Genomic DNA, 13,358 nt, shown 5'->3' with positions numbered 1-13,358 from the left:
TTCCTTGCGTTATTCCAGCCGCTATTGGGTTCGTTGGTCCGCCCGTGATGCCGTCCGTTATTCCGGCAGAAGCTTGCGGAGTTCATTCACCTGCGTCGGCGAGACGGGCGTACCGGCGTTGTTCCAGGCCACCCGGATGTAGGTCACCACCGCCGCCGCTTCCTCGTCATTGAGGATGTGATTGAACGGCGGCATGCCGTGTGGGCGTGGGTTGCGGTAGGTGCCCGGCGGGTAGCCCCCATTGAGCACCATGCGAATGGAATTCACCGGCGAAGGCATGGTGATGGATTGATTGCCTGCCAGCGGCGGGAAGCCGGGGGGCGAGCCTTTGCCCTCGGCGCCATGGCACATGGCGCATTGCTTGTCGTAGGTCTTGCGGCCCAGCTCCATCACGGCGGGCTGCACCAGGCGGGCCTGGCTGGTGGGCGGCGGCTCCGCGTCCCGCTTGGGCAGGTCCTTCAGGTAGACGGCCATGGCCTCGGCGTCGGCATCCGTCATGTACTGCAGGCTGTGATAAACGACTTCCGCCATGGGGCCGTAGACGGTGCCACGGTCAGAAGCGCCGGCCTGCAGCAGGTCCTTGATCTCCTTGATGGACCAGTTGCCCAGGCCCGCCTCACGGTTGGAGGTGAGCGAGGGCGCATACCAGTTCTGGTTGGGGATCATGCCGCCCTCGAAGGCCTGAGATTCGCTGGAGCCGCCCAGCCGATTGACGGCGGTATGGCACATGGCGCAATGACCGAGGCCCTGGACCAGGTAGGCGCCGCGATTCCAGGTCGCGTCCTTGGCGGGATCGCTCTTGAACTCTCCTTCGGAGAAATAAAGCGTGCGCCAGCCCACCAGCAATTCCCGCTGGTTGTAGGGGAAGCGCAATTCATGGGGCCGATTCTTCTGTTTCACCGGATTGACGGACATCAGATAGGCGTACATCGCATCCGAGTCATCCCGCGTCACCTTGGTGTAGCTGGCAAAGGGCATGGCCGGGTAGAGCAGGGTGCCGTCCCGCGAAATGCCGGTGTGCATCATCCGGTAGAAGTCATCGGCCGACCACGCGCCAATGCCGGTCTCATCGTCCGGTGTGATGTTGGGGGTGTAGAGCGGGCCGAACGGCGTCGCCATGGCACGGCCGCCGGCGAACACCTTCCCGCCAGGGTCGGTGTGGCAGGCCACGCAATCGCCGATGCGGGCCAGGTATTCGCCCTTGGCAATGAGCGAAGTGGTCGCGTCCGGTGTCTCGGCGCCGCGTGGGCCTTTGCCCGTGGATGGCAAGGGCCGGTAGACCGCATGGATGTAGAAACCGATGGCGGCGGCCATGAGCACCACCAGGAAGCCCAATGCAATGGCGAACTTGCTTTTCATGGCTTACCTCTGGCTGCCGCAGGCCAAGGGCATACGGACCAGGTTCGGCGACTCCGGTGAGGGGTCTTCCGGCGCAGGGACGGTGGCCAGCCAGGAGGACACCGCCGTGATGTCGGCATCGGTCAGCTTGTTGGCAATGCGGGCCATGCAGTCTGGTGCTGCTGCATGGCGGTCACCGACTTTCCAGCGCACCAGCTGCGCGGCAATGTAGGGTTGCCGCAGCCCCACCAGGCCTGGAATGCCCGGTGCCATGCCGGTCAGACCTTTGCCATGACAGGCGATGCAGGCGGGTACACCCAGCTTGGCATCCCCGGCAGACACCAGCGTGCCGCCCCGGCTCAAGATCTCGGGCGCGGCCGGTGGCGCGGTGGATGGCGAGAATGGGGGGCGTTGGCGGGAGAAGTAGTCCGCCATCTCCTTGAGATACGCGTCCGGCAGGTACGCGACCAGGTAATTCATCGGGGCGTAATGGCGAGTGCCGTCCCGAAAGGCCACCAACTGGTTGTAGAGATAACCGGCCGGCTTCCCGGCAATGCGCGGGTAGTAGCCATTGTTGGTGCCCTGGCCGCTCTGGCCGTGGCAGGTGACGCAGCCCTGCACACGCGCCTCCATCGAATCCATGCGCTGGAAGGCGGGGACGGCATCCGCATCGCCGGGGCCGGCCCAGGCGGCATGCGCGACCATCAACAGGAAAACCGCCATCGTGGAGCGACCCGCCATTGCGTTGCCTTTGTCGAGCTATGCAAAGCTTTCTTACCGCTGAGTTCAGCAAATGAAGTTGCCACCGTGGGTCGGTGAAAACCCTGCCATTGATCAGGTCAAGGGACTCTGCACATCCCCGCCTGCCCCCAAGCCAGGGGACGATAGGCGGTGTCCGTCATTCCGTCCTCTACAAAAAGGCGGATAGAAGCGGGGGTCTTCAGACGTGGGCCGGGCTGCGCGTGCGCCCCGAGCTGTCAAATCCGGATCGGCGGCTCCGGTGGGGCGCCCTCATCGGCTGCGGCACCGTGCCAGCGCCGCAATGCGCGTTGGAAGAACAGGGCGTTGGGCAGCTGCAGGCTGGTGCCGCTGTACGAATCCCCGCTTTCCAGCAGCGTGGTGTAGACCAGGTTGATTTCCAGCACCCGGCCCTTCACCCCTGCCTTGTCGCCGGATTCCAGCAGCTCCACCACATCGCCCACCCGAAAGGCGCGGGTGATGTAGATCAGCAGCGCGCAGAACAGGTTGGAGAGCACACTCCATGCCGCAAAGAAAGCGACCGCACCCACCGTGGCAAATCCGGTAAAGGCCGTCCACAGCACGGCGCCGGAGACGCCCAGCCGTGCCAGCGCCCACAACAGTGCGCAGCCGTACACCACCACCCCCACGGACCGCAGGAACAGCGCGGCCAGCTTCAGCGGTAGCGCGTAGGCGCTGGTCAACCGACGCGTGACCTGGCGGGCCACCCGCATGACCAGCCAGGCTGCCAGGCCAATCAATGCGACCTCGATCAGGGGCACCAGGATGTCCAGCCAGTCGGAAGCCCAGACGGGCAGGAAGTCGTGCAGGGATTGAATCAACTTGCTCATGAAAACATGGGGAACGATGTTGAACCGTGGGTCGGGCAACGCCATCAGCTTACAGGCGCATCAAGGCCTCTGCGTGACTCGAACGGCATCCAGGTGGCAAACCGCGCTGTCCGAAAGTCACCTGTTACCGGTGGTGTCCCGCCGCGATCTGTCTCGGGCCGGTCACATCGCGTTCGCAGAGGCGTTCCCGCCTTGACGACGCTTGGGGCAAACCGTCCTCCATTCGCACAGCGGTTTACCGATGTTCATCGTTCAAGCTCTAAGATGAGAAATATTCGCATATGCGAATTCATCGCGATTGTTGATGAGTTGCCGCTTGACTGACCATGACCTCACGAATTCTTCGTCCCGAACATCCTCAGTTCAAAGCTGCCCGTCAGCCGATGGCGCTGGCCATGAATTCGCTTCTGGGCGCGAGTGTGGCCCACGCGAGGACCCGCGCTGACATCGGCACTCGTCACAAGACCAGCATTGCCGGCGTGCCGACCGTGCTGCGCGCCAACATCGACAACGTGTTCGACCGCCACTACTGGCTGCTGAGCGGCACCTACGCCACCGTCGCCACCGGCCGCACGCTGGTGGTGTCGGCGTCGTTCGACTTCTGATGGTGCTGCGCGTGCTGCCGCTGATCTCGCGCATCGTGGCCGCGATGGGCGGCGGCTATGTGCTGGCCGCGCTGCTCAGCGTGGCCGTCCTGGCGTTGCCGGTGAGCCGGCCGCAGGCCGTCATCGGCGGCATGCTGGGCAGCTTTGCCCTGTATGCCGGCGCCGTGGTCTGGGTGTTTGCCGTGCGCAGTGCCACCCGTGCCTGGGTGGGGTTGTTCATCGCGGCCATGGTGCTGCTGCCTTTTGCCTGGTCCGTTTGGCATAACGCCGCGCCTGTTTCTGCATCATGAGTGTTGATCGCCCCGCCGTTGCGGCTTCCCAACCCGCGCCTCAAGCGCGTGGCATCCGCCAGACCATGTCGGACCTGCACATCTGGACCGGCCTGCTGCTGGGCTGGGTGCTGTTTGCGATGTTCCTGACCGGCACCGTCAGCTACTTCAAGGAAGAGCTGTCGCAATGGATGCGCCCGGAAATTGCCCACCAGGCCGAGGCGCCCGCGCCGGCCGTGGTGGCCGGCCGCATTGCGAAGGAGCTCCAGACGCTGGCGCCGGGTACGACGCAATGGAGCATGCGCCTGACGGATGACCGCCACAACGTCGCCAACGCCTTCTGGCGCGTGCCGCCCAAGGACGGCGCCCGCCGCGCGTTCAAGGAGGCCAACTTCGACCCCCAGACCGGCCAGAAGGTGACCTCGCGCGAGACGCTGGGGGGCGAGTTCTTCTACCGCTTCCACTTCCAGTTCCACTACATGCCGGTGCTGTGGGGCCGGTGGCTGGCGGGGCTGGCTGCCATGTTCATGTTGGTGGCGATCGTCAGCGGCGTCATCACCCACAAGAAGATCTTCACGGACTTCTTCACCTTCCGGTGGGGCAAGGGCCAGCGCTCCTGGCTGGACGCGCACAACGCGCTGTCCGTGTTCGGGCTGCCCTTCCACCTGATGATCACCTATACGGGGCTGGTGACCCTGATGGCGATGTACATGCCCTGGGGCGAGCAGGCCGGCATCGATTCGCCGGCACTCAAGAAGCAACTGACGGCGGAGCTGAATGCCTTCATCCAGCCGGGGCCACCGTCCGGCCAGGCTGCGCCGCTGGCCTCGGTCGAAGCGATGGTGCGCGAGGCCGAGCGCCACTGGGGGCCGAACAGCGTGGCCCGTGTGACCGCCACCAACCCGGGTGATGCGTCCGCGCGCGTGGCTGTGACCCGCGGCGAGAACGGCCGTGTTTCCATGAGTCCGCAATACCTGCTGTTTGACGGTGTGTCCGGCCAATTGGTGGAGGACAAGAACGCCGTCGGCGCCGCTGCCGAGACCCGCGGTGTGATGTATGGCCTGCACCTGGGCCGATTTGGTGACGATGCCACCCGGTGGCTGTATTTCATCGTCAGCCTGGCGGGCACGGCGATGGTCGGCAGCGGGCTGGTGATGTGGACGGTCAAGCGCCGACAACAGTTGCCCGACCCGCACAAGCCATATGTCGGCTTCCGTCTGGTCGAGCGATTGAACATTGCCACCATCGCGGGCCTGCCCCTGGCCATGACTGCGATGCTGTGGGCCAACCGGCTGCTGCCGCTGGAGATGGCGCAGCGGAGTGAGTGGGAGGTGCATGTGGTCTTCATCGTCTGGGCGCTGTCGCTGGCGCATGCGGTGCTGCGGCCGGCCAAGCGGGCCTGGATCGAATTGTTCTGGGCCGGTGCGGCCGCATTGGCGCTGCTGCCGGTGGTCAATGCGTTGACCACTGACCGGCCGATGTGGCGCAGTGCGGCGCGGGGGGACTGGGTCTTTGTCGGCGTGGAGCTGATGTTCTGGGTGCTCGCTGCATTGCTGGCCTGGCTGGCCATCCGCACGGCGCGGCATGTGCCCAGACACCAACCGGTGCCAAAGGCACGCCGCGTCGCAGCACCTGCGCATGCGGTTGAACCTGCAGCCAAACCGACGGTGGCGGCCGAATTCCCGGCCGGGCTCTCACCTGTACGCGCTACCGATGCCGCCGCTCATGCAGGACTGGCGCTTCAGCCCGGCGGGGAGGGCGGGCGATGACTCACCTGGCTTGTCTGCTGATTTGCATCGTGGCCTTCGCCGCGCTGGCGTTGGCGACGGACCGGGCGCAGTCGGATGTGTTCGGCAAGGAGCTGCCGACGACCACCTCCCGACTGCTGCGAACCGTGGGCGGGCTGCTGTTGCTGGGATGCCTGGCGGTGGTGGTGGGCGCGTGGGGCTGGTCACTGGGGCTGGTGAACTACAGCGGCTACACCAGCCTGGCTGCGGCGGTGGTGTTTCTGGCGCTGATCGTCCAGCAGCGGCGCAAGAATTAGACACCGCCCGGCCCGAAACGTGCCGCCTGACACGGGTCGGCCCTGTCTCGGTGGTTTCAGCGGCCGGGAACGGCGGCTTCGCGCCACGTACCGGGTTGCAGGTCATCGAGCCGATAGGGCCCGATCGCCACCCGCACCAGGCGCAGGGTGGGCAGGCCGACAGCGGCCGTCATGCGCCGCACCTGGCGGTTCCGCCCTTCGTGGATCACCACCTCGATCCAGGCCGTGGGGATGGTCTTGCGCGCACGCACGGGCGGGTCACGTTGCCAGAGTTCCGGCGCCGGGCTCAGCAGCCGGACTTGGGCCGGCAGGGTGGGGCCATCATTGAGCACCACGCCGCGTCGCAGGCTGTCCAATGCCGGTTCCTCCGGCGAGCCCTCCACCTGCACCCAATAGGTCTTGTCCATCTTGAAACGCGGGGCCGAGATGCGCTGCTGCAGTTGGCCGTCATCGGTCAGCAGCAGCAGACCTTCGCTATCCGCGTCCAGCCGGCCGGCCGGGTACACGCCGGGCAGGTCGATGAATTCCTTCAGCCCCTTCCAGCGACCTTCGGCGGTGAACTGGCTGAGGACGCCATAGGGCTTGTTGAAACAGATCAGGCGGGACAAAACGCAGGCTCTCGGATGCAGGACGCGCCAGCATAACTTGCACGGCGCCGGCCCCAACGCAGGGCGCAGACCCGGGCGCTGACGGTGGACGCGGTTGAACGTCTGGCCCCGACCAAACCAGACCGGGCTTCAGGCGTCAGCGCAGCGCCGCACCAAAGCGTTCCCAACGCGGCGCCCAATGTGCGGTGATGTCCGCCGAGACCAGCAACCGCCGCGCCTGCCCGGTGATCAGCCGCCGGGGCACGGGGCCGATGGCGCGGGAATCCTCGCTGTTGTTGCGGTTGTCCCCCATCATGAAGAATTCGTCCGTGGCCAGCTTCAAGGGGCCGAAGTTGCGCCGGCTGGCTACGCCGGGCAACTGCTGCACCAGCCGGCGCTGCCCCAGCAACTCTTCCACCTCCCGCACGGCGGGCAGGTGAACGCCGGGCGCGACCGTCTCCTCCAGCCACTGGGGGGCGCTGTAGGTGGCAGGCTGGCCATTGATGACCAGCACGTCGTTGCGCACCTCGACCTCATCACCCGGCACGGCCACGATGCGCTTGATCAGCCGTGTGCCATCACGCGGCGAGCTGAACACCACCACGTCGCCCCGCTGCGGGTTGGCCACTCGAAACAGCGACACGTCGGTCAGCGGTAGCTTCCAGTCGTAGGCGATGCGTTCCACAAACACCACGTCGCCCTCCAGGATGGTGGGCCGCATGGAGCCGCTGGGCACCGGGTTCCAGTCGGCGACGGCCGTCCGGAAGAAGAGGAAACCCGCCAGGAATACCAGGAACCCGCGGTTGGAACGAAGCCAGGCTTTCATCGTTGTCTCGGAAAAAGTGGGGACGGTGGCAGTCTGGCGGGCCACCGGCCGGGTGGGCGGTTGGTGCGGCGAATGGTGGCTGAGGCGGGCCAGTGGCGGGCTGGGCAACATGAAATGCGTAGCAGAATCGTGGCATCGTTGCCCTGTGGCGGGATCCGACAACCCACTATGCAATCTCAGAAGAACACGCTTGGACGCATTGCGCGGGTCGTTCAGGCCACACAGACGGCCGCCCTGTTGATGGTGGTCCTTGGGGCTGCCGTGCTGGCCGGCGGGGTGGTCAAGTTCCGGGAGGCGGACCGATGGGTCGACCATACCTACGACGTCATCGAGCACATCAACACGCTCCGGGCGTCCGTGCTGCGCGGGGGGCTGTCCCTGCGCAATTACGCGATCGCCCCACGGCCGGAGTTCCTTGATCGCCTGCAGGAGGCCACCACGGAATCCGCCGAAGCCGCCGGTCGCCTGGAAAAAGTGGTCAACGACAATCCGACCCAGACCCTGCGTGCCCAGGAAGCGGCCTCGGAGACGCTTGAAATTCTCGGGTGGTATCGAAGCTCGAACGTCATTGCCAGGCGAGACGGCGTGGAGGCGTTGCAGCGCTCGCTGCATGAGCGGGTCAACATCGACGCCAGCAAGCGCCTTCGCGAGTTGCTGGGCGCCCTGGAGCACGAGGAGCAGCGCCTGCTCGCAGCCCGCCGCGCGGACCGGGATGCGACCTTGCATGCCCTGCAGTGGTGGGCGGCGGCTGCGCTCAGTGCCTACGTGGCCTTCATCATCTGGACCCTGGCCTATTCAGCCAAGCTGGTGGGCATCAGCCGTACCGGGCTGGAGCGGCTGCAGGCGGAGGCCGACCGTGATCTGCTCACCGGCTTGGCGAACCGCCGGGGGCTGGAGCGGCGTGTGGCCGAGGTGGAGGGTAGCCTGTACAGCGTGCTGGTGTTTGACCTGGACGACTTCAAGCCGGTGAACGACCACCATGGGCACAGCGCCGGGGACCAGGTGCTCAAGACCGTGGCGGAGCGGCTGCTGCAGCAATGCCGGGGCGATGACCTGGTCGCCCGTGTGGGTGGGGACGAATTCGTGGTGTTGCTGCCGAAGCTGGCCAATCCGGAGCGTGTGGCCGTGATTGCCGCCCGCATCGATCAGGCGCTGCAACAGCCGATCGCGGTCCCTGGGGCGGTGGTCACCATCGGCGCTTCCATCGGTTACGCCGTGGGCGCGCCGGGGCGGACGTTCCGGGATCTGGCCGAAGTGGCGGACGATATGTCCTACGCCGAAAAGAAGCGCCGCAAGCAGGCCAGGCCCGGGTGAGGCAGACTTCGGACATGCCGGCATTCAGGAAGTATCCATGATCGATCACCTCGACCACCTTGTCCTCACCACCGACCACGAGGCCGACTGCATTCGCTTCTATACCGAGGTGTTGGGCATGCAGCTGGAATCCTTTGTGGGCGGCACACCACCGGTGAAACGGCGCGCTTTCAAGTTCGGCCAGCAGAAGATCAATCTGCATGTGAAGGGGCGTGAGTTCGAGCCCAAGGCGCACACGCCGGTACCGGGCGCGCTGGATCTGTGCTTCATCGCCAGCGTGCCGCTGTTGCAGGTGCAGGCACGCCTGGATGCGGCAGGTGTGGCGATCATCGAGGGGCCGGTCCTGCGCACCGGAGCCACCGGGAAGATCCGCTCCGTGTATGTGCGGGACCCGGATCTGAATCTCATCGAGATTTCGGAGCGGGTGGCGGACGCCTCGTCCTGACAGGCGCCGCTCAATGGAATCCCAGCCGCGACTTGAGCGGCTGAGCGGCAAGGTGAGCGCCGGGTGTCGAGAGATGCTGCCGGTCCAGGTACAGCATGCGGCCGCTGTCGGCAAATCGGCAGCCGGATCCATCACACAGGCTGGCCCGAGGGTCGATGTAGGTGGCGCCAGCGTGTTGAACCACGTCCCGGACCACCGCATGGGCCCGGGCATCGTCCGCAATTTGTGCCCAGGTGCCGAACTCGCAATCCCGGCTTTGTGGCTCGATGTCGTTCAACTGCGCGCGCAAGCGGTTGCTGCACGCGGCCACCCGCTTGATGGGTGCGAAATTGAAGAACGGCACGTCCCCCAGCACCACCACCTGTTTGCCGGCCGCTTTTAATGCCTGCACGGTCTGCATCAATCCCCCGCGCAGTGCCGCCTCGGGCGGTGTTTGCGCGCCGGCCACGGCGGTGTAGGGCCCATCGGCCGCCATGCCGATGCCCCAGAAGCCCCCGATCACCACCACCTTGATGGCCGGCGACGAGACCAGCCTGTCCATCACCTGCTCATTGAACTGCACGCACTCCTGGCCATGCTGCGGGTAGCGGGCCATGGGCCGCGTGACCCCTACCAGGAATGGGCAGGATGATTTGGTGAACTCGACGAGGCGCCATCCCGAGGATTGGCTCAGTGCCTGCAGGGCAGGGGCCATGGCGCTGGCGTGGCTGTCACCCACCAGCGCCCATCCGTCCTGATGCTCCGATGCCCCCGCGCACAGCTCGGCGGGAGGAAGGGTGGTTCCCCCGTATCCCACCAGGCATCGGTTCTGCGGCGGCTGGGCGTTGGCCTCCATGGCGGCAAAGTCGGGTGCCCAACGCTGAGGAATGCCGCCGAGGAGATAGCCCGATCCTGCAACCAGGCCGGCAACGGCCAGCACGGCTGCATAGCGATGCAAAGCCTGCCGCTGGGGTGTGGCGGCGCGGCGAAAGGGTGTCTCTATCCAGCGGTAGGAGCCATAGGCCAATGCGAGGGAGCAGGCCATCAAGCCCAGCCGCAAGCCCAGGGATGGCTCGTCCTCCAGCGTCATTCGGGCGATGCTGATCAGTGGCCAATGCCACAGGTACAAGGAATAGGACACCAGGCCGAAGAAGGTGGCAAAGCGATGGCTGAGCAGGCGGGTGTTGATGTACGACCCATCGGCATGCAGCAGCAGGGCCGCACCCACCACAGATGGGAGCGCGGCCAGGCCTGGGAAGCGGGTGGTGGCGCTGTAGGTGGCGATCGGCACGATCAACAGCACCAGCCCGATGACGGCCATCACTTCCACCTGCCATTGCCGACGCTGCGCCAGGGGCGCCGCATGATGGACGCGCCAGATGGCCAGCAGGACGCCTACGGCCAGTTCCCAGGCACGCGGCGGCAACAGATAGAACGCAGCTTGCGGCGCGTGGCGGACCTGCCATACGGCCAGGCTCAGCGACATCGCAGCGAGCATCGCCACGGCGGCGAAGTGCTTGTGGGGCCGCAGGCGCACGATCAGGCCCAGCAATACCGGCGCAATGATGTAGAACTGCTCCTCCACGCCCAGGGACCAGGTCATGAGTAGCGGGTTGCTCTCCGCCGCCGGCCGGAAGTAGTCGATGGCGCGGTACAGCGTGATGTTGGACACGGAGAACACGGCGCCTGCCGCATCTCGGCCAAAGTCCCGCAATTCAAGCGGCGAGGCCAGCGCGAGCATGGCCGCCCCGGTGGCGATCAGCACCGCCATCAATGCCGGCACGATCCGTCGGGCGCGTCGGTAATAAAACGCCGCGTAGCTGAAACGCCCCTGGCTGGCCTCGCTGTAGATCTGGCTGCCGATGAGGTAGCCGGAGATCACAAAGAAGATGTCCACGCCCGTGAAGCCACCGGGGCAGGAAAGCCCGAAGTGATAGGCCACCACGCTGAGCACGGCAATGCAACGCAGGCCGTCAATGTCGCGTCGATAGGCAGAGCTGTCCTGGCGCATGCGCGCAGCCTCCAAGGGGCGCGGGCGCCGTGGGTTGAGGGGCCCCGCACGTTAGCGAACGGGCGCCAGGAACTCATCCACAAACTTGCGGAGATCGTTCAGTGGTCTGCTGTCACGGCAGCGGGCTGCAGGCGCGCCACCTCATCGACCGGCGTGGCGCCGAAGTAGCGCTTGAACTCGCGACTGAACTGCGAAGCGCTTTCGTAGCCCACCCGGGTGGCCGCCACCCCTGCCTTGGCGCCTTCATTCAGCATGATCAATCGCGCCCGGTGCAGCTTGAAGCTCTTCACGTATTGCAGCGGCGAGGTGTTGGTGACGGCCTTGAAGTTGTGATGGAAGGCCGACACGCTCATGTTCACCATCCTGGCCAACTGCTCAACGCTGAAGGTCTCCGAATAGTTGGTTTCGATGTGCTGGATGACCTTGGAGATCAGGCCGAAATGGGTCTGGCGGTTGACCAGGGCATGAAGCGCCGCACCACTGTCGCCGCACAGCACGTGATAGAGGATTTCCTTGACGATGAGCTTGCCCAGGAACCTGGCATCCCGGGGATTTTTCATGGCGTCGAACAGGCGCTCGATGGCGCAGAGCAGTTCGTCCGTGAATCTCGCGCCATTGACGCCTGAAGACGCCTCGGCGGCGAGCGCGTCGATATGCTCATGCCCCATGTCGGTCAGCACCGATTGAAGCAGGGTGGCGTCCACGCCAATGGAGATGCCGACAAAGGGTCGCTTCGGGCTTGCGATGGTCTCGCATTCAAACGGCAGCGGGACGGTCAGCAGCAGATAGCGCTCGGGGTCGTAGCGGAAGGTCCGGTCACCGAGAAACCCCACCTTGGCGCCCTGAAACACGATGACGATCATCGGCTCATAAAGCACTGGCGTGCGGGCGTGGCCTTTCTCCGTGTGGAGAATCTTCACGCCCGCCACCGGCGATGCGCTGGCGAAGGAGCCTGTCGAGAATCCAATCGCCTGTTCAATGATCCGCTTGCGCACGCGATCGTTCAGCACTGTGGTCATGGGGAACTTGTATCACGCGGCAGGAGGGGGCGCTGATGCCACCGGAGAAGGCCTGTGGCCATCAGCGCGGGCCATCAGCGCAGGGCTGTCAGCGCGGAACGGGCATCAGCGCGCTGCTTCCAGAATGCGCTGGCTGTCTTCCAGCGTGATGTCCCGATGCTCGCCCAGCGCGGTGGAGCCATGCTCCTTCAGCTTGGCGATCATGGCAGGGATGCTACTGCCGTCCAGGCCATAGTCGGCCATGCGGGTGCGCACACCCAGTTGCTCGAAGAAGGCGCGGGTGGCCTGGATGGCCTGGTCGATGCGCTGGTCCTCGGTGCCTTCGCGCAGGTTCCAGACGCGCTCGGCATACTGCAGCAGCTTGGCCCGCTTTTGTTCCTTCTTGTACTGCAGGACAGACGGCAACACGACGGCCAGTGTCTGGGCGTGATCCAGGCCATGCATGGCAGTGAGCTCATGGCCCAGCATGTGGGTGGTCCAATCCTGCGGAACACCGGCGCCGATCAGGCCATTGAGCGCTTGGGTGGCGCTCCACATGACATTGGCGCGCACCGCATAGTTCTCCGGCTCGGCCAGTGCACGCGGACCTTCCTCGATCAGCGTCAGCAGCAGGCCTTCCGAGAAGCGGTCCTGCACCTTGCCTTCCGCCGGGTAGGTGAGATATTGCTCGACGGTGTGGACAAAGGCGTCCACGATGCCGTTGGCGATCTGGCGCGGCGGCAGGCTGTAGGTGGTGACCGGGTCGAGCACCGCGAAGACGGGGTAGGTCCAGGGGCTGAAGAACGGCAGCTTGTCGCCCGACGAGGCGCGGCTGATGACGGCCCCATTGTTGGACTCCGAGCCGGTGGCGGGCAGCGTCAGGACGCATCCCATGGGGACCGCGCTGCTGACCTTGGCGCCGGTGGTGAGCAGGATGTCCCACGGGTCCGCAGCGGCGGTGTAGCGGGCTGCGGCTGCAATGAACTTCGTGCCGTCAGCCACCGAGCCGCCGCCCACGGCCAGCAGGAAATCGATCTTCTCCGCTTTGACCACTTCCACCGCCTTCATGAGTGTTTCGTAGGTGGGGTTGGGCTCGATGCCGGCGAACTGGAAAACGGGCCGGCCCTCCAGCGCCTTCAGCACCTGGTCGAGCACGCCGTTTTTCTTGATGCTGCCACCGCCGTAGGTGATGAGAATCCTGGCGTTGGCAGGAATTTCACGCGCCAGATTCGCGATCTGACCGTTGCCGAACAGGATCTTGGTGGGGGTGTTGAGGGTGAAGTTGTTCATTGAATCCATCCATCCGGGTTGATGTGGCCGTGCAGCTGGAGCGGCGGGGCTCTGGCTGGTGGG

General features: G+C 65.4%; 14 protein-coding genes. 6 read left to right on the top strand and 8 right to left on the bottom strand.

Translation table 11 applies throughout. The features are described 5' to 3' along the window. Positions 1 to 57: 57 nt before the first annotated feature. The 3 genes from BMY53_RS00580 to BMY53_RS00570 all read right to left on the bottom strand — a co-directional run bounded on the left by BMY53_RS00580 (position 58) and on the right by BMY53_RS00570 (position 2,927). Positions 58 to 1,359, bottom strand: a complete 1,302-nt coding sequence (locus tag BMY53_RS00580; RefSeq protein ID WP_092942430.1) for a c-type cytochrome — start codon at positions 1,357 to 1,359, stop codon at positions 58 to 60. Between the two features lie 3 nt (positions 1,360 to 1,362). Beyond that, a complete protein-coding gene (locus BMY53_RS00575) occupies positions 1,363 to 2,043 on the bottom strand; it encodes a c-type cytochrome (protein ID WP_404947851.1) in 681 nt (226 codons plus the stop codon). A 272-nt stretch (positions 2,044 to 2,315) separates the two neighbouring features. Then, positions 2,316 to 2,927 carry a mechanosensitive ion channel family protein gene (locus BMY53_RS00570; RefSeq protein ID WP_177200650.1) on the bottom strand — a complete coding sequence of 204 codons (612 nt, stop codon included), beginning with the start codon at positions 2,925 to 2,927 and terminating at the stop codon, positions 2,316 to 2,318. 395 nt (positions 2,928 to 3,322) lie between these two features. Between BMY53_RS00570 and BMY53_RS00565 the strand changes: the two genes are divergently transcribed. Genes BMY53_RS00565 through BMY53_RS00550 form a run of 4 tightly spaced genes read left to right on the top strand, consistent with a single transcriptional unit; the run spans position 3,323 to position 5,845 of the window. After that, a complete protein-coding gene (locus BMY53_RS00565) occupies positions 3,323 to 3,532 on the top strand; it encodes a hypothetical protein (protein WP_143073857.1) in 210 nt (69 codons plus the stop codon). Next, the gene (locus BMY53_RS00560) at positions 3,532 to 3,822 is read left to right on the top strand and encodes a DUF3649 domain-containing protein (RefSeq protein WP_092942421.1); all 291 of its coding nucleotides are present in this window, start codon (positions 3,532 to 3,534) and stop codon (positions 3,820 to 3,822) included. The genes BMY53_RS00565 and BMY53_RS00560 overlap by 1 nt, the downstream gene beginning before the upstream one ends. Further along, the gene (locus BMY53_RS00555) at positions 3,819 to 5,570 is read left to right on the top strand and encodes a PepSY-associated TM helix domain-containing protein (RefSeq protein ID WP_218151152.1); all 1,752 of its coding nucleotides are present in this window, start codon (positions 3,819 to 3,821) and stop codon (positions 5,568 to 5,570) included. The genes BMY53_RS00560 and BMY53_RS00555 overlap by 4 nt, the downstream gene beginning before the upstream one ends. Further along, complete coding sequence (locus tag BMY53_RS00550) at positions 5,567 to 5,845, top strand: DUF3325 domain-containing protein (protein WP_092942415.1); 279 nt, start codon at positions 5,567 to 5,569, stop codon at positions 5,843 to 5,845. Before BMY53_RS00555 ends, BMY53_RS00550 begins: the two co-directional genes overlap by 4 nt. Before the next feature lie 56 nt (positions 5,846 to 5,901). Here BMY53_RS00550 and BMY53_RS00545 read toward each other — a convergent pair whose 3' ends face one another. After that, on the bottom strand, positions 5,902 to 6,510 hold the full coding sequence (locus BMY53_RS00545) for a pseudouridine synthase (protein WP_404947841.1): 609 nt from the start codon (positions 6,508 to 6,510) through the stop codon (positions 5,902 to 5,904). A 79-nt stretch (positions 6,511 to 6,589) separates the two neighbouring features. Next, positions 6,590 to 7,258, bottom strand: coding sequence for a signal peptidase I (lepB, locus tag BMY53_RS00540; RefSeq protein ID WP_092942408.1), 669 nt, complete (start codon positions 7,256 to 7,258; stop codon positions 6,590 to 6,592). 168 nt (positions 7,259 to 7,426) lie between these two features. Here lepB and BMY53_RS00535 point away from each other — a divergent pair, with 168 nt between their 5' ends. Together BMY53_RS00535 and BMY53_RS00530 are read left to right on the top strand one after the other, a co-directional pair. After that, positions 7,427 to 8,572: a diguanylate cyclase domain-containing protein gene (locus BMY53_RS00535; RefSeq protein ID WP_177200649.1), complete on the top strand. Its 1,146-nt coding sequence runs from the start codon at positions 7,427 to 7,429 to the stop codon at positions 8,570 to 8,572. A 37-nt stretch (positions 8,573 to 8,609) separates the two neighbouring features. Next, on the top strand, positions 8,610 to 9,017 hold the full coding sequence (locus tag BMY53_RS00530; protein WP_092942402.1) for a VOC family protein: 408 nt from the start codon (positions 8,610 to 8,612) through the stop codon (positions 9,015 to 9,017). A 10-nt stretch (positions 9,018 to 9,027) separates the two neighbouring features. On the opposite strand, the gene BMY53_RS00525 is transcribed toward BMY53_RS00530, so the two are convergent. From BMY53_RS00525 to yqhD, 3 genes are all read right to left on the bottom strand, one after another. After that, positions 9,028 to 11,007 (bottom strand): acyltransferase family protein, encoded by a 1,980-nt coding sequence (locus BMY53_RS00525; RefSeq protein WP_092942399.1) that lies wholly within the window; start codon positions 11,005 to 11,007, stop codon positions 9,028 to 9,030. Between the two features lie 98 nt (positions 11,008 to 11,105). Next, positions 11,106 to 12,026: an AraC family transcriptional regulator gene (locus tag BMY53_RS00520; protein WP_092942396.1), complete on the bottom strand. Its 921-nt coding sequence runs from the start codon at positions 12,024 to 12,026 to the stop codon at positions 11,106 to 11,108. A 105-nt stretch (positions 12,027 to 12,131) separates the two neighbouring features. Further along, the gene (yqhD, locus tag BMY53_RS00515; protein ID WP_092942393.1) at positions 12,132 to 13,295 is read right to left on the bottom strand and encodes an alcohol dehydrogenase; all 1,164 of its coding nucleotides are present in this window, start codon (positions 13,293 to 13,295) and stop codon (positions 12,132 to 12,134) included. Positions 13,296 to 13,358 lie beyond the last annotated feature (63 nt).

The organism is Roseateles sp. YR242, from assembly GCF_900109745.1.
Taxonomy (GTDB): Bacteria; Pseudomonadota; Gammaproteobacteria; order Burkholderiales; family Burkholderiaceae_C; genus Roseateles.
This window is presented reverse-complemented; position numbering and strand designations above follow the sequence as displayed.

Coding starts and splice junctions, on each gene's coding strand:
- BMY53_RS00565 (WP_143073857.1), top strand. CDS start 3,323: ATGAATTCGCTTCTGGGCGCGAGTGTGGCCCACGCGAGGACCCGCGCT.
- BMY53_RS00575 (WP_404947851.1), bottom strand. CDS start 2,043: ATGGTCGCGCATGCCGCCTGGGCCGGCCCCGGCGATGCGGATGCCGTC.
- BMY53_RS00520 (WP_092942396.1), bottom strand. CDS start 12,026: ATGACCACAGTGCTGAACGATCGCGTGCGCAAGCGGATCATTGAACAG.
- BMY53_RS00580 (WP_092942430.1), bottom strand. CDS start 1,359: ATGAAAAGCAAGTTCGCCATTGCATTGGGCTTCCTGGTGGTGCTCATG.
- BMY53_RS00535 (WP_177200649.1), top strand. CDS start 7,427: ATGCAATCTCAGAAGAACACGCTTGGACGCATTGCGCGGGTCGTTCAG.
- yqhD (WP_092942393.1), bottom strand. CDS start 13,295: ATGAACAACTTCACCCTCAACACCCCCACCAAGATCCTGTTCGGCAAC.
- BMY53_RS00555 (WP_218151152.1), top strand. CDS start 3,819: ATGAGTGTTGATCGCCCCGCCGTTGCGGCTTCCCAACCCGCGCCTCAA.
- BMY53_RS00530 (WP_092942402.1), top strand. CDS start 8,610: ATGATCGATCACCTCGACCACCTTGTCCTCACCACCGACCACGAGGCC.
- BMY53_RS00525 (WP_092942399.1), bottom strand. CDS start 11,007: ATGCGCCAGGACAGCTCTGCCTATCGACGCGACATTGACGGCCTGCGT.
- BMY53_RS00550 (WP_092942415.1), top strand. CDS start 5,567: ATGACTCACCTGGCTTGTCTGCTGATTTGCATCGTGGCCTTCGCCGCG.
- BMY53_RS00560 (WP_092942421.1), top strand. CDS start 3,532: ATGGTGCTGCGCGTGCTGCCGCTGATCTCGCGCATCGTGGCCGCGATG.
- lepB (WP_092942408.1), bottom strand. CDS start 7,258: ATGAAAGCCTGGCTTCGTTCCAACCGCGGGTTCCTGGTATTCCTGGCG.
- BMY53_RS00570 (WP_177200650.1), bottom strand. CDS start 2,927: ATGAGCAAGTTGATTCAATCCCTGCACGACTTCCTGCCCGTCTGGGCT.